Annotated in this window: 19 protein-coding genes; 4 read left to right on the top strand and 15 right to left on the bottom strand. The window is 34.2% G+C overall.

Going from position 1 to position 18,778, the window contains the following annotated elements:
- The coding region (locus F606_RS0119385) for an IS3 family transposase (RefSeq protein ID WP_026329506.1) at nt 1–230 on the top strand (230 nt) is incomplete at its 5' end.
- A gap of 447 nt (nt 231–677) precedes the next feature.
- Here F606_RS0119385 and F606_RS0119380 read toward each other — a convergent pair.
- The 7 genes from F606_RS0119380 to F606_RS0119350 form a co-directional block, all read right to left on the bottom strand.
- On the bottom strand, nt 678–1,997 hold the full coding sequence (locus tag F606_RS0119380; RefSeq protein ID WP_019555545.1) for a RuBisCO large subunit C-terminal-like domain-containing protein: 1,320 nt from the start codon (nt 1,995–1,997) through the stop codon (nt 678–680).
- A 74-nt stretch (nt 1,998–2,071) separates the two neighbouring features.
- The gene (locus F606_RS0119375; RefSeq protein ID WP_019555544.1) at nt 2,072–3,049 is read right to left on the bottom strand and encodes a sugar-binding transcriptional regulator; all 978 of its coding nucleotides are present in this window, start codon (nt 3,047–3,049) and stop codon (nt 2,072–2,074) included.
- Nucleotides 3,050–3,184: 135 nt separating this feature from the next.
- On the bottom strand, nt 3,185–4,048 hold the full coding sequence (locus tag F606_RS0119370; protein ID WP_019555543.1) for a PHP domain-containing protein: 864 nt from the start codon (nt 4,046–4,048) through the stop codon (nt 3,185–3,187).
- Nucleotides 4,049–4,098: 50 nt separating this feature from the next.
- Nucleotides 4,099–5,133 (bottom strand): alcohol dehydrogenase catalytic domain-containing protein, encoded by a 1,035-nt coding sequence (locus F606_RS0119365; protein ID WP_019555542.1) that lies wholly within the window; start codon nt 5,131–5,133, stop codon nt 4,099–4,101.
- Nucleotides 5,134–5,227: 94 nt separating this feature from the next.
- Nucleotides 5,228–6,490, bottom strand: a complete 1,263-nt coding sequence (locus F606_RS0119360; RefSeq protein WP_019555541.1) for a PTS galactitol transporter subunit IIC — start codon at nt 6,488–6,490, stop codon at nt 5,228–5,230.
- Nucleotide 6,491: 1 nt separating this feature from the next.
- Nucleotides 6,492–6,797, bottom strand: coding sequence for a PTS sugar transporter subunit IIB (locus F606_RS0119355; protein WP_019555540.1), 306 nt, complete (start codon nt 6,795–6,797; stop codon nt 6,492–6,494).
- A 42-nt stretch (nt 6,798–6,839) separates the two neighbouring features.
- Nucleotides 6,840–7,313, bottom strand: coding sequence for a PTS sugar transporter subunit IIA (locus tag F606_RS0119350; protein ID WP_026329505.1), 474 nt, complete (start codon nt 7,311–7,313; stop codon nt 6,840–6,842).
- A gap of 315 nt (nt 7,314–7,628) precedes the next feature.
- Here F606_RS0119350 and F606_RS0119345 point away from each other — a divergent pair, with 315 nt between their 5' ends.
- On the top strand, nt 7,629–7,907 hold the full coding sequence (locus tag F606_RS0119345; protein WP_019555538.1) for a hypothetical protein: 279 nt from the start codon (nt 7,629–7,631) through the stop codon (nt 7,905–7,907).
- 314 nt (nt 7,908–8,221) lie between these two features.
- Here F606_RS0119345 and F606_RS0119340 read toward each other — a convergent pair whose 3' ends face one another.
- The 4 genes from F606_RS0119340 to F606_RS0119325 form a co-directional block, all read right to left on the bottom strand.
- On the bottom strand, nt 8,222–9,088 hold the full coding sequence (locus F606_RS0119340; protein WP_211210112.1) for a carotenoid biosynthesis protein: 867 nt from the start codon (nt 9,086–9,088) through the stop codon (nt 8,222–8,224).
- 366 nt (nt 9,089–9,454) lie between these two features.
- The gene (locus F606_RS0119335; RefSeq protein WP_019555536.1) at nt 9,455–9,913 is read right to left on the bottom strand and encodes a helix-turn-helix domain-containing protein; all 459 of its coding nucleotides are present in this window, start codon (nt 9,911–9,913) and stop codon (nt 9,455–9,457) included.
- A 406-nt stretch (nt 9,914–10,319) separates the two neighbouring features.
- Nucleotides 10,320–11,129 (bottom strand): lipocalin-like domain-containing protein, encoded by an 810-nt coding sequence (locus F606_RS0119330; RefSeq protein ID WP_019555535.1) that lies wholly within the window; start codon nt 11,127–11,129, stop codon nt 10,320–10,322.
- A gap of 20 nt (nt 11,130–11,149) precedes the next feature.
- Nucleotides 11,150–11,332, bottom strand: a complete 183-nt coding sequence (locus F606_RS0119325; protein ID WP_019555534.1) for a hypothetical protein — start codon at nt 11,330–11,332, stop codon at nt 11,150–11,152.
- Nucleotides 11,333–11,512: 180 nt separating this feature from the next.
- On the opposite strand from F606_RS0119325, the gene F606_RS0119320 reads away from it, so the two are divergent.
- Both F606_RS0119320 and F606_RS22850 read left to right on the top strand, forming a co-directional pair.
- Nucleotides 11,513–12,106, top strand: coding sequence for a TetR/AcrR family transcriptional regulator (locus tag F606_RS0119320; RefSeq protein ID WP_019555533.1), 594 nt, complete (start codon nt 11,513–11,515; stop codon nt 12,104–12,106).
- Nucleotides 12,107–12,188: 82 nt separating this feature from the next.
- A complete protein-coding gene (locus F606_RS22850) occupies nt 12,189–12,410 on the top strand; it encodes a transposase domain-containing protein (RefSeq protein WP_071595075.1) in 222 nt (73 codons plus the stop codon).
- 280 nt (nt 12,411–12,690) lie between these two features.
- On the opposite strand, the gene F606_RS0119310 is transcribed toward F606_RS22850, so the two are convergent.
- The 4 genes from F606_RS0119310 to F606_RS0119295 all read right to left on the bottom strand — a co-directional run.
- Nucleotides 12,691–13,638: an AEC family transporter gene (locus F606_RS0119310; protein ID WP_019555531.1), complete on the bottom strand. Its 948-nt coding sequence runs from the start codon at nt 13,636–13,638 to the stop codon at nt 12,691–12,693.
- A gap of 113 nt (nt 13,639–13,751) precedes the next feature.
- Nucleotides 13,752–16,643 (bottom strand): sigma 54-interacting transcriptional regulator, encoded by a 2,892-nt coding sequence (locus F606_RS21740; RefSeq protein ID WP_019555530.1) that lies wholly within the window; start codon nt 16,641–16,643, stop codon nt 13,752–13,754.
- Between the two features lie 584 nt (nt 16,644–17,227).
- Nucleotides 17,228–18,097, bottom strand: a complete 870-nt coding sequence (locus tag F606_RS0119300; RefSeq protein ID WP_019555528.1) for a damage-control phosphatase ARMT1 family protein — start codon at nt 18,095–18,097, stop codon at nt 17,228–17,230.
- 446 nt (nt 18,098–18,543) lie between these two features.
- A partial coding sequence (locus F606_RS0119295) for an IS3 family transposase (protein WP_019555527.1) occupies nt 18,544–18,778 on the bottom strand: 235 nt, incomplete at its 5' end.

Raw genomic sequence — 18,778 nt, 5'->3', positions numbered from 1 at the left:
AACGCTCACTGAGTATGAAAGGCTACCCCTATGACAATGCCGTAGCCGAAGCTACGTTCAAAATTATTAAGACAGAATTTGTTCGTAATTATCACTTTGAAAATCTTGGTGAATTAAATCAAAAACTAAAATGCTACGTCCATTGGTTTAATAGCAAAAGAATTCATTCAACATTAGGCTATTTAAGCCCAATAGACTACAAATGTGCACACCTCAAAATAACTGTCTAATAAAGTGTTGACATACCAGTAACATATATACATGGCTTTTCATGACATACTCTATTTCTAAAGGCAAAAAAGAATCTCTTCTATTCTGATTATTATTTTAGCGCCTCCTATTTTTTGAATTTTCTGTTTTCAATTGTGTTCTATCACAAATTTTTAGGAATAAACCACATTATCTATGTATAAAATGCAATGCGTTCCTAATAAAATTTAATTATAATTCCAATCGCAATATAAGATGTTCCTTAATAAAAAATCATCTGCTCCCTTGTATTCTGTAACGTGCAAAAAACAAAATGCAAAGAAAAATCAGATGCATCTACAGCATAACAAGACTGCTTCGGATGTGCAAGATTCTTATTTAAATTTATATTCTTATTTAAAAAGATGGTAGTAAAGGAGCCTGAGAATATCCTCAGGCTCCTTTACTTATTCTGTTATATTAACACTTTATTTTGCCTTGAGGTCAAAAATTTGTCGTTCTCCATAAACACCCCATGCATCAATGGCGCTTTTAAGTTCCTTATTTTTAGTATCTTTACAAGCTTCTTTAAGCGATGCGCCTTTCATCACAGCATCAATACCTTGTCTGAATGCTTTGCCTCCAGCAGTAGGCCCCTGTGGATGTCCAATTACTGCACCACCAGCAGCTATAATTACATCCTTGCCAAATTTGTGTATAAGCTCTTCAATATGTCCCTGCGTTGTTCCGCCTCCCGGCATTGGCATCATTGGCTTAATGTGCTGCCACGGAGTCAAACAAGCATAACCTGCCTGGATAAAGGTATCCATTGTAAGCGGGAATTTCCCATAAGGACTTAAAACAATCCCCATATCGAGACCAGCAAGACGAGGCAGCTTTGAGCATACGAGACTGGCCGACATACCTGACCATGGTGATTCATATAACGCTCCTTGCATATCACAATGAGACAGTATTGGAACATTAATGTCCGGATCGTCTGCCAGCATCCTGCAAGCATCCATTCCAACTGGCCATGCATTAATCATTAACGCATTTGCCCCAGCATCAATTGCCCGAAGAGCATTGTCCCGCAATTTTTCTGTTCTATCTGTGATATTAAAGGTATAAAGTGTTTTTTCACCTTTTTCTTCATCTGCAGATTTCAATGCTGCCATAACAGCTTTGACTCTGTCGACCAAATGGCAGTGATCCGGATCGGCTGTCAATTCGTCATCTTTTATTATATCTACGCCGCCTAATGCGATCGAATGAGCAAGCTCTGCTGTTTGCTTCGGATTCAAACCAATACACGGTTTGATCATTGTATTTACCAAAGGTCTGTCATGTACATTCAATAAATTTCGTATTCCCTCTACGCCAAATTTAGCACCTTTAAATTCTTTTAAAAACTTATGTGGAAATTCCAAATCTAACAATTTTAATTTCCCCATGCTTGAAATATTACCAATTACAGTTGTAAACATCATAGCAAATTGAGCACCAAAATTATGTGTTGGAAATGCCAATCGTAGAATAAAATGTCTTTCCGTTACATCCGCAGGATACGAATCGGAGTAAGCTGGAACCTCATAAATTCCAACCACACGACCAAGATGTTTTTCTCTTAATGCATGCGTTTCGCCAGGTACAGCAATCCAAGTGCCAGTGGTCTGTTCAACAGCCAATGCTGCGGCATATTTAACAGCCTCCATTGATTTCGCGTTCGCCACATAATACGTTGCGATTAAATATTTTTCATCCTCTAAGCCATCAGGAAATTGCATGAACAAAGGATCTATATACATAAGATAACCCCCTTTTTTATTTTAAACTATAGCGTTTCATGACGGGCCCATCAAAAAACAAACTATGGTTTCTATCAAGATAAAATAGCCTTGCCTAACGCATGATCAATAATCAATATATCCGTCAGACCTCCTGTCATGACTCCTTTTAATGCATAGACTTTAGACACTCCAGAAGCTACCATGATTTTTGTTTTAATTTTTTTAAACACCTCAAGTTCAATTCCTATGGTGCGATGTTTTAAAGATGTACCACACTCTTTGCCTTGATTATCAATAAATCTAAGACTGATATCCCCGACCGCGCTTTTCTGCTTTAATTCAATAATTTCGTTATCGAGAAGATACCCACCCGGCTTGTACAGCAATGAATCACCATTGGGGGAAAAAGCTCCTACGCTGCTTAAGGATATACTGATGTGCTTAAACATTTCATAGATCATACTTACATATTTTTCAGTTTTTATAGAATCTACGGTTCTGCTATTGCTCATCAATCCTTCTGCCAGTAAAGAATAATTTTTCCCACCAAAAGCCATTGAAATTCTTGAACCCAATGCCCTTACATCTAAATCCGGATGACATCCTGAAAGACTTCCATGCATTGTAACAAAACTGGCATTGACTTTTTGGCAAGGATTTAAATACTGAATTAACTCATACATCGTTTGCCCCCAGCTAAGTCCTAAAACGTCTTTCTCGGTAATAATTCTTTGGACGTATCTTGCCCCTTCCAGCGCGACAAGCTTTCTCACATTCACTTTATTTTCTGCAAGATTTCCAATTTCTTTCATTGGCGGTACAACAATTACATCTTTCAAATTAAAACTATTTTTTATTTGTTCTTCCATTTCAAGACAATCCATGTAGGGATTTCGAATTACAAATTCCACAATCCCATCTTGTTTAGCTTTTTTAATTAAACGAGATACGGTTGATATAGATATATTCAATATATCAGCAATTTCATTTTGTGATTTGTCTTGAAAGTAATAAAGATATGCGGTTTTAAATACTAAAAAGGTGGATTGATTATATACTGACGACTGCATTTTTAAACCGCTCCCCGTTTTGAAGGTCCCTTCAATTTTTATTTTACATTAAAAGAAAATAACAACAATATAGAAAATATTTTCAATAAAGAAATAATATTCTTTTTAATATTATTTCTTTTTATCACGCTTTCATCAAAGCCCCACCCTGCTTTTTAACTGTTCAACTATGGTGTAAGGACTGCTCGTAATCTGTCCCATTAAAATTTGGGGTTTCATTTTTCCATGAAAGTCACTGCCCGCTGTAATTAATATTTTTTTATCCTGTGCAAATTTTTGATAGTGCCTTTCCTGCTTTTCATTATGCCAACTTGTAAATACTTCAATTCCTGCTAAGCCAAACTTCAGCAGCTCAACAATCAAACCATTTTCCTCTTGCCGCAAACTAGCACCCGGATGCGCCAAAATGGGCACACCGCCACATTGCAGAATAAGTTCAATAACCTCTTTTGCGCTAGGAAAATACTGCACCGCATTATAAGGACGTCCATAAATCATCCAATCCTGACAAAAATTCAGTATTCCATTCGCCTTTCCCCTGTACTCCGCTAACATTTGATTCTCATCATTTCTTGAATCAGTAAAGATTGCTCTTCCAAAAGAAATTGGCAATGGATCAGAACTATCTTCCATAACTTTTTCTTTTTCTAAGAAAAAACCCGTTTGATGTAATTTATCTATTTGAGCATCAACATTGTTTTCTCTCGCTTTTTTTACTTTTTCGCACAGTTGAATAAGTGCTGTCTTATGATAATCTATATAATAGCCTAAAATGTGAAGCCATCTATTTTCATATATAGAAGAAAATTCACAGCCCGGTATAACTTCTACATTATACTCGCCCCCCCATTTGATAGCCGCATCAACACTATCGATCGTATCATGATCCGTTATAGCAATCGCCTGAAGTTTAGCTTCACTTGCAATTTTCACTATTGCCCAAGAAGAAAACTCTCCATCGCCGCTTGCTGCCGTATGCACATGCAAATCAACCGCCATATTCTTCACCCCTTTAGCGCTGTTTGAAAATTGATCCCATAACTTCGTTATTAGTCCCAAGGCTTCAAAACCACCTTAATCCCAAGTCCTTTTTTTATAATATCGATCCCTTCCGCAATGTCCTTCAAAGGTAATATATGCGTAACAAATTCGGCAGCTGGTACTTTTCCTTCTGAAATTAAATGGAAGGCCTCTATAAAATCTTTAGGTGCGTAAGCAAATGCACCATAAATTGCAATTTCATCATAATGAATTCTATTGCTGTTTAAATTTATATGACAATTATTGATTGGCAGCCCGCCAAAAAAACATACTCTGCCTCTTTTCCTTACCATATCTATGGCTTGTTCTTGAACAAGGCCCACAGGGCAGGCAACAATAGCAGCATCTACCCCTAAATTATTGCTTTCCGCTAATACGATCTCATGAACATCTTGCTGCGAGGAATCCACAAAAACATCAATACTTGTAAACCTTCTTACAAGATCCAAGCGGCTCTCATTAATTTCTGACATAATCACTTTTTTCGCTCCACGAGCCTTCGCAATTACAGCGTGCAAACAGCCAATAGGACCGGCACCGAAAATTAAAACCGTATCGCCCTTGCCTACACCCATACATATGACCGAAGCAGTTGTTTCTGCCAGAGGAACCTGCTCCATTGGTAAATTGTTCGTTATTTTTATTACACAATCATTCGCTAAAGCCACTTTAGGAATTGCCACATATTGTGCATATCCCCCTGGTATTGTTGTCCCTAAAAACTCTAACTCTTGGCAGTGATTTCCAAATCCCATTTTGCAATAGTCACAATGCCCACAAGGAATAATCGGATTGACCGCCACTTTATCTCCTACAGAAAAATCCGATATATTTTCCCCTGTACTTTCTATTACACCTGCAACTTCGTGACCAATGACCTGTGGCGGTATGAGCTTCCCATGACCTACATCAAAGGTTCGAATATCTGACCCGCATAAACCAACGGCCTCAACTTTTACCAAAATCCCTTCTTCCGGACATAGCGGCATCGGAATTTCTTGCATCTCAAAATCTTTAGGTCCTTTAAATACAATTGCTTTCATTCTCTACTCCTCTTTTCTAAAATTAATAAGGTGTATCCAGTCACTTGCTGCATATTAAAAAGAATACACCTCACCATGTACCGTTATTTACACACTACTGTCCAAATAATAAAGACAGGGGCTTCCATATAAGCCAGGGGATTTGCAGTGTTCCACCATATAGACTGCTGATCGTCGTCGTCCCTTCCGGAAATGGAAAACCAACAGCATGCCCCATAATTGTATGCACAGGTCCAAAATCTGTTGCAATTAATAAACACAGTGGCACAATTAAAAGACTAATAATTAAAGATCTAAATATATTCCCATTCGTAACAGCAACAGGAAAACTTAAAATAAAGGTCAGCATGACAAGATCCGTAAACGGCAGCAACCGATTTCCCGGAAGAATCAATGACATCAAGACAGCTACCGGAATCATTATAATGGCCGTAGCCATAACAGCCGGATTTCCAATAACGATAGCCGTATCCAGCCCAATATAAAATTCTCTCCCCGGAAATCTGTTTTTCAAAAATTCTCTTGCCCCTTCAGATAGCGGGATCAATCCTTCCATTAAAATGGATACCATTCTAGGTAAAATTACCATTACGGCTCCTAATGTAACACCGGTAGTTAAAATTTTTCCCAAGTCATATTTGGCTAATATTGCCAGTATCGAACCAAGAACTAATCCGATAAATAACGGTTCACCGAATATTCCGAATCTTTCTTGTACTTTCTTTTGATCAATATAAATATTATTTATACCAGGAACCCTGTCTAATATTTTATTGAAAACATACGCAACAGGATACCACCCAACAGTTCCTACATGCGGAAGCGAAATTCCCGGCAAACCAAAAAACTTCTCTACCATAGGTGCTGTCATATCTGCAAGCTTTAAAGTTACATACTCACAAATCAAAACAGCCGCGATTGTCAAATACCAGTTTTCTTGTGTTGAATGATATACGATGGCACCGCAAAACAGCATTTGCCAATAATTCCAGATATCCACATTTGCTGTTTTAGTTTGGTTAATCGCTAATAAAAACACATTAAATAAAAGAATCAAAGGCATAATCACCGGGACAATGATAGAACCGAAACTAACCGCAGCTGAGATAGGCCAACCAACATCAAGAACATCCAACTGAACTCCCATATTTTTAACCATAGCTTGTGTTACAGGACCTAGCGTATTCATCAATACTGCTATAACCATATTGATTCCAACAAAACCCACACCAATAATAAGCCCGGCCCTAAAAGCCTTACTAAATCCCTGCCCTAAAAGCAGTCCCAGAATCGTAATAATGATTGGCATCATAACTGCGGGACCCAAACCCAAAATAAATTGGATTACATCTAACATTTCAGACCACCCCCAGCTTTTGTTTCAATGCAACAATAATCTGTTCTTCAACTTTTTCCAAACCTACACCCGACAAAAAAGCAATCCCACTTATAATAGGTATTGTGGTTGCCGTAGAAATCGTCGTAGTTGAAACAATTAAATCTGGTGAAAAAGTATTTAATTTAGACTTCACCTCAAGCGATTTACACTGTATAATTTCATATTCAATGTTGTTTCTTTTACACATATTAGCCACACCATTATGAACAACCGTAGAGGTTGCAATCCCGGTTCCGCATACACACATAATTTTTACTTTTCCCATTTTTTCTCCCTCCTCTGTACAAATTTAGTATAGATTTGATCTTTACTCATTCTGGTTTATTTGATTCACTATATCTATGAACATTTGTCTATCATCACATTTCAACATTTGTTTAATTAGATGAGAGGCTTGAAACAGCGATATCAAATCCTGTAAAAGCTGCAACTGTTTTTGCGGCTCTGTTAGGGCAAGCATAAAAACAATTTTTACGTCAACGGTATCCTCGGGACTGTCCATCAAATTAAATTTTACTGGATTTTTCAAGGTAGCAATTGCAACACTTGGTTTTACTACATGTTGTATATCTGCATGTGGGATAGCAACACCAAATTCTTTTGTTTGCAATCCTGTTGGATAAACAGCTTCCCTTTCAATAAGCGCCTGCAAATAACTCGGTTTTACAATACCCTTTTCCAACAAAATATTTGCTAACTCAGTCATAACATCATATTTATTTTCCATTTCCAGATTAAGTACTACTAACTCAGTATCCAGTAGGTTCACATCTAACAACATACCTCCTCCTTTCCTTACAATTTATGCGCCAGAATTTTTTCATTCAGTGTACGGAACTAAGCTTCACTTATTAGCTCGTAAACTTATTTGTCATGTCCCTTTCTATTGTTCCCCCCTTCTTTTTCCGTAAGAATGCTGGCACATCTTTCACCATTATATTAATGCAAGTTCCATGCCAGTTCTTGGTCAAATTTGTTTTTTTAATCACTACCAAATATTCTGACATTTTTTTAAATTGGTATTACACGTCCTTTCGTTATTCAAAAGGTAAATGATAGCCCCTGTCGAATACGAATATTGAGAGGAGCACTATATATGACATTAATCCACTATTTAATTAATGGGCATAATCTTCCACTCGATGAAAGAGACTTACTTTTTAAGAAAATTTACGGATTTTCTTTTATGCGTAGACCAGATCCTACACACTTTGGATTTCTTGATGTATTCTGGGAAAGCGAGAAAGATATTCGCTCTTCTATGAATATCTCCGGCTCTTGCATTATTAAGGAAATCAACGGTTATAAAAATTTTATTTTAATTCGTTTTTTTATGGTCATATTTGATTATGGCCCTAATTTTTTTCGTCAATGACAAAAGATTTACTTACGTCATGAAATTCCAGTCGTTCAACTTTTCTTCTTGCATAACTACTTCACCTATCCTTGCATAAAAGAAACTCCAAGGTTATTTCCAACCTTGGAGTTTCTTTTATCAGTATTAATAAATATGTTTATTTAAGATCATCTTTAAATTCCTGATACGCTTCTGGTAAATTACAACTTCAATTTATTTGAAAGCCTTGCATAATTTAACAGGACAATATTTAATCCAGCTTAATATCATGGAAAAACAACATAAATGAGCTTTTCATATAATAAAACAGGAGCGGTCAAAGGTTGAACTTATTAGTTTAATTCTTTGGAGGTTTTCATATTTAGCATTGCAATACCTACATTAAAAATCACTGTAAAGACAGTTATTATTCCCATAGAAGCGTATATTTCAGTATAATCAGAATGCACAATTCCATCGATAACGACACCTATTCCCATAACTAAATAGATTATGCAAGGCTGAAGCCAATATGTCTTTTTCGATGTAATACTAACATTGCTAGAGTCAAAATCTTTCTTGGAAATAAATAATGTGAATATTTGAGAAAAAACATACACTACAAAAAACCACCCTATAAAATTGGATATTGGAACCCCAAAATAGTTTCCTCCATCCCCCCAAACCCAAATACCGCCTATAGTAGAAGCTTGAGGATCCGTTACAAGATCCCACATAGTCATTAATAAGGCTGTAGTTATTGGGACAATGACCTTATAAATTCCTTCAATTTTCTTATTGAAGCGTCCTAATACTGCATGTGCTACGGTCCAGGATGTATACACGATGGCAAAATAAGATATCATGATAAATATTGGTACGTTCCAAATACGAGGTCCTAATCCTTCTCTATAGTAGTAATGCCCAAATGGGAATCCCGTTGTTATGCTTAGTCCTTCAAAGAAAACACTTACAATCCATGTGATAGCAAACCATATTACCATGTTTTTAAACCCATAACGCTGAGTTCCATGAAGCCATGCAAAGATAAACATAGGAATAAATATATTACTTGTTACGTTGGCAATTATATTGAATTTCATCAATAATGTCATAATTGCTACTATAGCAACGAGACCCCACATAAGATAATCTGTTATTTTATTTTTGCCAATGTCAGCAGTAACAGTTTGATTGTAATTCAAATTTGTATTTGCCATAATTATAACCATACCTTTCGCTTACTCATGGCACAAAACGGAATAAAGGACCGTTGGCCTAGAGCTTTTTTGTACAACTAAAATGCTTTTTGCGGACACATTGAATGGTTGGTACAATAAAATCAGGAGGTGTCCCTCTGAAAGAAAAATGAATTTCAGTAGGACGTACTCACGTACAACGTATTATGTTATGCATCAACAACGTTACTTTGCCACAGGTGGACAGGCTTGTACTAGTTTTAAAAATTGGTTTGATTATTACAATACCAAAAGACGTCATATTGCATTAGACGATATTTCTCCGCTAGTGTACAAAATCAGAAGATAATTGCCATTTAATCGGTCCGCGTAACCCAATATGGTTCATTAATCAGCAATTACATAAGTTGGATACTTATAGTAAAACCCCATCCGCGCCAGCAGTCCAGTGATTCCGCGAATAGAATATTCATATCCGTATTCTCGTTTAATATAATTGGCAATCAAGCCAGCTGTCCAATTAAAATCTTTGGAGACTCCAACATCAAAAGGGTGCTGCTTCATAATCAATTCTTTCAATGTATTTCGTTCTTCTAGTGTAAGTCGTACGGGTCTTCCTGAAATTTTTTTATCCGGTATACCAGAAAGTCCTGCAAACTGATACTTTTTATATAAATTACATATCGTATTTACTGTTATTCCTGTCTGTTTTGCTACATCACTACCAATCATGCCAGAGAGATATAGATAGAGAGCTTTATATCTTTTAAAAACTCTTACTATCGTCTCTTTATCCATGGCATCCTTTATTTTAGCTAATTCTTCTACAGATACTTTTCTTCTCACTTCTGACGACATCCTTTATAAAATTCTTTATGGATATGATTAGAAGGTACTAACGATTTTCATGACAAATTTATAAATAGATTAAAATTCTTTAATTCACCATACAACTGCCATATTGTCCAAAAATTTTTAATATGATTTTATACTTTTATTTTTTTATAACAAATCACATACATTATTGGTAAAACAAGCAATGTATGAATGGTAACTATTAGAAGCCCACTGGCTATAGCAACGGTCATTGGTCCCCCAAAGTATTTTTCATCAGTGGAATCATCCCTAAGATAGCTGTTGCTGGGGTTAGTATGTATAGCCGTCAGTCGATCCATATTCATATCCTGAGTATACATCGGCTGTTGCTATTTTTATATACACTGTTTGGTTGTACTGTTACCGCATGAACTAATTACTGGCATATATTCCCAATCATTTCTAAATTTACTGCTCGATCAATTTTCTGACCTTTGTAGGTTCCTATTCCATGATATAGACATTGGCAACCATCTAATCCTTGTATGTCTCGAACAAATTCAACATTTTCACTATTAGCATATGAAGTTAGTTTCACATTAAAGTCAACAGCTGCTACTTTAATGGTTAACACTTTTGGATACTTATTACCAGTCTTGCTACTTGTCCATACTTCGTCATAAGTAATATCAGCGACAGCATTGGTTTGTGCACCAAATTTATCAGCGATAGTTGCAAATGCATATCGAGTGTTACCTGAATAAATATCCCAAAGTGAAATGGCTTCTTTTAATTCTTCACCTAAAGCTAATCCAAGCCATAACCAAATACTCTTACCAGCAACAAGAGTTCCATCTAGATTAGCGCCTTCTTGTAAGATATCTGGACGTTCAACTTTTCCAATTTGTCTATCAAACCAAGCAACACCATTTTTCACTTCATAAGTTTTACCTTTAATAGTAAATGTACCTTCCATTTTCATATTAGGAAAAGAATATTGATAACTTGGAGTACCGTTGAATGTAATCAAACCACTAGCACCATTATAGAGAACTTCTTTTTGTGAAGTTAATTTAAGGTCCAATTTATTTTCTCCAAGATCTAATGTTAAAGACATCACGTCACGATTACCTTTTAATGATCCCCAAGATGAGTAAACATTCAATTCATCATAAGAGCAATTGTTTTCTGATGATGCTGGTGTTATCAGGTCTTTATTGATCCAATTATCATCAGTGGCATCCATAAATACTGTTTCAGCAGATACTATTTTTTTCCGTCTGGTGTATGAATCATACCTTGATGCCATGTAAATCCTAAAATATGGCCGTCACTTTCAAAATCTGCCTTTACATACCAAGAATCAAATGCTATCCCCCTTTTTCCAGGTAAATCGTTAATAACATCTACACTTAATGGTAATCCTTGGTTGTTCATTACTTTACTCATAATCGTTTTCTCTCCTTATTTTTGACTATAGATTCAAAATACTATACTTTTGATTTTTCCTATTGTACAATTTCAAGTGAGACACATTGTCGCATTTGATGAATTTATATTATCATCCCTATGTTCTAAAGACAAGATACAATATGAGGTGATATGTCGCATTTTAAGGAGGAGAATAATTTGAACAAGAACGCTGGAAAACAAACTGAATTAAAAATAGTAAATGCTTTTTGGACACTGTACAAAAACACAGAAATAGAAAAAATTACCATAAAAAATATAACAGCAGAAAGTGGGATTCATAGAGCAACATTTTATAGACATTTTCAAGACATTTATGCTGTCTTGGAATACATAGAAGCTAAATTATTAGATGGGCTCGATAATATCTATATGGGAATTTTAAAAAGCGATTCTGACATGACTAATTATATAAGAAAAATATATGAACTCTTCAGAAAAGATTATGAGTATCTCAATATTTTGGTTCGCAATCAAAGAGATTTAAATTTTTCTAATAAGTACAGAATATATCTCAAAAATAAACTTCCTATAATTATTCAAAGCGAAAATGAACATGCAAAAATTGTTATTGATATGATGATGACAGTAATAGTAGAAATGATAATTACATGGGCTGATGAAGATATCCTTTCGTTTGATGAGATTGTGTCCATACTAAAGGGATGGTCCTTAGAAGGTTTCTATCCAACATTATTAACTCAATACCAAGTTAAAACATCGATAGATCCATATAAGTTAACAAATTCATGATAGATCAGCATAATCTTTTCTAGAAGATAGAACTTGTAACCTTTCAAATAATTAGGCAGAAAACAGTATCTGACCATTTACATTGGGACGCAAAAATTGGCTACTTAGTGGCAGTCCAAAAGGCGCTGCAGCAAGTGCAGCTATCTATAGCCTTGTAGAAACATGCAAGGCTAATAAAATCAACGAATACAACTATTTGAAATATCTGTTTGAAGCGCTTCCCAATATCCCGTTTCTGAGAGAGCCCCAACTTTTAGAAGACCACCTTCCTTGGAATGAAAAAATACAGCAAATCTGTAAATAAGTATAGCAGCCGTTCGGTCTATATTCATATTTTGAGTATACATCGACGGCTGCTATTTTTATATACACTGTTTTGTTGTACGGTTCTTTCCAATTTTAGTTGAAAGAATCTATTAAGCAATAATAAAAGCTAAATTATCATAGTGAAAATTATAGGAAATCAACTAATGTTGGAAAGAACCTGTTGTACGCTTACGAATTTCGTTCCAGCTTACTGCAAAACGAATGCCGTTACCAACTGACGTGTTGTCAAGGTAACGGCATTTTTGACGCTTACCGAACTAACATGATAATCCGATAAAAAGAAGTGGATAAATAATAAATAAGAACAGTAACGTTGTTACAATGAAAGCGGCAACATTCAAATCAACATTTAAATTATAAATTCTTGAGGTAATTACTGCATTTACTGCCGTTGGCATACATGAAAGTACAAGAATTGTTCCGAGCATATTAATATCATGGATGACAATATGAGATAAAAAGTAAATTATAATTGGTGTAACTATAAACTTAATGATTGATAAATCAAATAATGATAGCCAATATTGACGAATTTTTTTTAAATTTATCGAATATCCGACCGGAATGAGACCTGTCCACGTTCCAAAATGAATTAAAATTTCTATTGTACCATTGATTTCATGTGGACGAGGCACCTCTAAATAGTGTAAAACTCCACCAAGTAATATTCCTAATACTGCAAGTTGATTTTTTGAGAACAACATTGCTTTCAATGATATTTTCTGCTTTATTGATTCCTTTTTAAATCGATTTTCATAAGATTGTGCCATAGGATAACAGCACATAAACATGAACACATATTGAAATAGCACCATAATTTGTTGATATGCATATCCTTTTTCACCATAAATAAGAAAAACGCAAATACCACCAATTGTGCCAAAATTTGAAAGACTAGCTGCCATCACGTAGGAACCGCGCTCTCGGTCATCAGAATACTTCAATTGTGCAATAATATACGCTATCCCCCCTGGTAAAAATCCCATTGCAATGCTAATGAGCGGAACCCATAGCAGGTCACTATTTATTGGTAATATCCAAAAACTAAAAAAAGAAACAAGTGGGCAAACCACGAGAATATTATTTAAGATCATTTTATTAAAAAATCCAGCATTAAACACTTGCTGATATTTGCAAGCATATCCTAGTAATAATGGACCGATCATATTTATAGCAAAAATCAATAGCTTTGTTTGTATATCCAATTCAAGTCCTTCTTTATAAATAAAAGTTTTTTCAATAATCTTTTATCATTCTATAGAAAAAAATAAAATAATGGAGAAAGTAGTGCAAAAAAATCTATTGAAATTGAGTATTTTTACTTACGCTCCAAAATATGGTTTATAAACTCATGCCGATCTGTACACGACATTAATTTTTCCATTAAATTTTGATCAGCCCAAACTTGATAAAAAAAACGGAAAACAAGCGAACTTGCCTCTGGTAAAGCAATCATAAATATTTTATCCACAAATTGATCATTCCCCCAGTTAATGGGTTTCTGAAGCGTGGCAATTGCAATTCCCGGTTTGATAACATGTTTAGCAAAAGTATGTGGAATAGCAATTGTGCCAGTCAAATAAGTATTATCCATTCGTTCGCGTTCGTATATTCCCAGTAAATAACCTTTTTGCACATAACCATATTTCAATAACAACTGGCTTAGTTCATCCAAAACAACATTTTTAGATTTAAATGTCGCTCGTGGTAATATAAGCTTATCATCAAAAATTTGATTTAGTACTGGAATGCTAGTTTTAACTAAATACTCATTTTGCCCAGCAAACAGTAAATTTCTCAATAAAGTTTCCCCTTTTTCTTCAAATATTTTATCAATAGATAAAAAAGGAACATTACTAATATCTGGATCAATGGTACCAATAATTCCAATTAAAAAATTTTCTTCCTGAATTTTTTTTATTGCATTTATCGCATCCCAATATTTTATAAAGCAAATTGGAATGATTTCAATGTTGCTTTGTCTTATTTCTTCTTTAAAATTATTTTCAATAAATTTTTTTATTTGTTGAGCTGCACCTTCTCCCGTTATGCAGAGAGTAATTAAAACCGGCTGACCATTATTTGTTTTAGGTTTAAAATAACAACTTTGATTATCCAAAGTCATATATAAATCTTCCAAAGTCATATTTTGATTAATCGCTGTAAAAGCCGCATCTAGAGCCATGGCTGTATGGACCTTGTTTATTGTTCTTGTTGGAATATTGGTCGCTTTTGTTATTAATTCACCAAATGTGATAGCTGACCCCATGTCTACAAGAATCAATATACCGTTTCCCATATGGATTCGTTCACATAATTCAATAGATCTTTTTAATGATGTGTCGGTTTTTTCTTCAAAGTCAATATCAACAAATTCAACAAAATTTTGACCAATCAAATTGTTTACAGTTTTTGCCATTTCAGATGCAACGTGTCCGTGGCTAATGATTATAATATTTACGATTCCATTAGGACTTTTTAGATTAATGGCCTTTTTTCTTAAGTATAATGCAATAAATCCAGTTTCAGATTCTGGAAATTTGATTTGAAGTTTTTCCTCAGCAACTCTTAAAATTTCTATAGCTGTTAAATATTCATCATGATACTCTTCTTTAATTCTGCTAAGTTCGGGATTAAATATTGGTTTGCTTTGTTTTACTCGTTGAATTGTTGCATGAAGATGTAACGCCAAACAGTAATAAAAGCTTTTATCCAGTGGACCTAGCCGTTTCTCTGCAATTTCCGACATCTTTGCTACGATACTTGATATTTCATTTCCGACTAAACATGATATATTTTTTGTTTCCATGTTAATATTTATTTTCTGTAAATAACTTGTGGTTCTTTTTAAATGGGTTTCGAGTTCCCTTTCCATAATTTTCCCTATAGTGTTTTGCTCAACGCCCTGCCTTTTTAATTCCTCAAATCGCTGATCAATAAAGCCATAAATTTCATTTGGCAATATATATGAATCCGTATCATCATATATATCCACTTCTTTTCGTCCCGGTTGAATTGAAATTCCATTATTAATGTAATTTTTTATACCACTATATGTATATTTTTTGCGATATAAGCTTTCACACACATCGTTATTAAACTCTGCCAGACCAATAGTGATACATTTCTTATTCTCATTTACATATTTCAAATAGGCTTTAGCACAAGCCATTTGAATATCGCTTCTAAGTTGACCAATATTGCCGGGACAATTATAGCATAACAGTCCACACACTACATCGGATTTCACATTAATGGGGATGCCAAGGCGTTCAGCTTCCATTCTAAAAAATTCAACAATTATTTCATATTTTTCATTTATTGAACGATTATAGAGAGGTGGTAATTCTATAACCATTGGTATTCTTCGTCGAAAAGTAAGTGCAAGTTGAGAATCAAGATCTTTAGTCGTAGCCCCTATCACCATTACATTAACTTTATGTTCGTTTTCCGATTCCCCTAGCTTGCGAAATACGCCGTTGTCAATAATAGAAAAAAGCATTTCTTGACCTTCCACCGGCAATCGATGGATTTCATCTAAAAATATTATACCGCCATCAGCTTTTTCAATTAATCCCTTCTTTTCTGTTTCAGCGCCAGTATAAGCCCCCTTAACATGTCCAAATAATTGTGAAAGTAAAAGTTGTGGATTATTAGAATAATCCGCACAATTAAATCGAATTAACGATTTTGGTTTAACTCGTTCTATGCTTTTAGCAAATTCGAACATAGCCATGGCTAATTGTGATTTACCAGTTCCAGTCTGTCCTATAATTAAAGTATGAAGCCCGTTGGGTGGATATAATATCGCTGCCTTAGCTTGCATAATTTTCGGGAAAATACTACCGTTGAAACCAATAATATGGCAAAATACATCATTATCATTAGGTTGAGTATTCTCATCAATTTCTTCTATTTCTCCAAGCTCTTTTCTAATAATAGATACAGAAAAGGTGGAAATATCAAAGCCCAAATTTTGAATAGATTTGACTAATTTTCGATCAGATATATTTTTTTCTTCGCTAATAAATTCCCTTATCTTGTCTTTAAGATAAGGGAGTCGGCGCAGATTATAACTTGGAATGTTTAATTGTTTTCTTATCTTTATAATATTTTGTCTTGATGTTTTCAACATTAAAGCTAAATTGTCATCAGTGTAAGGATTAAATTTATTTTCATTTGCAATAAGCAAACGTAAGTTTTCTTCCATCTACATCACCCCCAAAAATATTATCAATTTCTACCAGTAAATAAGAAAAAATTAAAGTATTAACCTTTTTGGTTCTGGTGTCCATAAAAACCCCAATCTATATACATATTTAAAAATATCTATTCGATAATCACTCCTTTTTCAGCCTGGCATTATAATATCAAAGGCAATATATTATGATCTTAATTTTTTAAATACGGGCAAAATACTGGGAAATTATTTGATATGAAATATTTTGCCTATTTCATTAAGCCATAAACATTGCAGTTGTTTATTATTTTTTTGTGTTTTGTTAAAAATCAGAAAATTGTGATTTATTTAAAATAAACTATATCGAAAATAGATAAGATTCCTATTTTATCTGGTGTTCATAAGAATAGCATACTTTTTGTATTTATGAGAGTAAAACTTTATACTGGTAATATTTTCTTAATAAATGAATTGAACACGCAGATACATGTACTGTATAAAAGTATATTATGCTCACAAAGTAGGAAAGCCCTATCTTAAAATATAGGCTTTCCTCTTGATTTTTCAGTAAAATAATTTTTTTACAATTTCCACTGATTAGTTGCGTTCTAGTTTCAAATACTTCGTTTTATAATCAAACTTCCTTCTGGAACATTTAATACACTGGCGCTATGAGCACATTTTGCGATTAACAAAAAATAAATATTCTTATATGTATGCAAACCTGCATAATTAGCCTGACCTTTTGATAACACAATATCATGCTCTTTAATCCATTTTTCAACTATTGCTGACTTTCTATTTGGACCAGTTTCTGGTTCACCATTACCAATTTTTCTAAATTCCACATTAGGAATTTCATTCATGCCAATAGATAGTGCCTCTATCAAAGTCGCATCGTTAACAAATGGTCCTCCTTTAACAACTAAACTAATTCGAGAAAATGGCTTATTTCTTACTGAATTTATTGTTTCCAAAAATAATTTATCAAATACTATCTCTCCTGCATTGTCCAAAAAATACAAAATAGTATTTGCCGTCAATAATTCTTCACGTAAATAGTTAAAATCTGTTGGTAATCGTTTTTTGTTTAAAAACCTTTGAAGCGTTTTGCCAACATTAAAATTTTTACCTGGTCCAAAATCAATTATATTGCCGGCTACAGCAGCCAACGCAGCTTTTGCAATTTTCTTATCAGCATCTGTCTGTTTAATTTTCTCTTTGATTGCTTCAACTAACTTCATGGATTCTTTATTATTTATATCTTTAATTTGTTTAAACGGATCAGCATTTCCAATTTCACGACGAAAAACAATATTAACCTCATTTTCTAGTTCATCCGATGAAAGACTCCAATCAATATTTAACAACAGTTCCATAATTTTTCTGAGAGTCTTTTCTTGAATAGAGTCTTCAATTTTCAATCTCTTCATAGTGTCTAAAGACTGTTTTTGCAGGCAAATAAAGCAGGGGAAATTTATCACAATAGACTCCTCCTCGTATAATAAATTGTTCTCTTAGAACCTCGATATATATAATAATTAGCCTTGTTCTTTTTTTATTTACGTCCACATGATCTCTTCCCCAATATATTGAATGAATCATGGAGAACTTTACTGATCGTATTTCTTGAAACTTGCAATAGAGCATATAATTGAACATTATATGCTCTATTGTAAAAGACTTAAGTAGCACGATAGACGTGTTATTTAACCTGGATAAGCTAATTGATAATAGAAAAATCCGCAGATTATATTCTTAGTGCCCTTTTCTGTTCCATTGCTACGCAGACTCCTGTTTTGGTAGTTAGATTTTGCTTATTATAAACATAACAAAGATATAAAGAATACCGAGTAGGAATAAGAATTTTGAATCCTTGGATATTAAGCTTTTCGTAGCCATAATAACACCCTGGTATGTCAACACTTTATTAGACAGTTATTTTGAGGTGTGCACATTTGTAGTCTATTGGGCTTAAATAGCCTAATGTTGAATGAATTCTTTTGCTATTAAACCAATGGACGTAGCATTTTAGTTTTTGATTTAATTCACCAAGATTTTCAAAGTGATAATTACGAACAAATTCTGTCTTAATAATTTTGAACGTAGCTTCGGCTACGGCATTGTCATAGGGGCAGCCTTTCATACTCAGTGAGCGTTTGATT

Source organism: Propionispira raffinosivorans DSM 20765 (genome assembly GCF_000381065.1).
Lineage (GTDB): Bacteria > Bacillota > Negativicutes > Selenomonadales > Selenomonadaceae > Propionispira > Propionispira raffinosivorans.
Note: the sequence above shows the minus strand (reverse complement) of the source record. Positions and strands in the feature narration are given on the sequence as shown.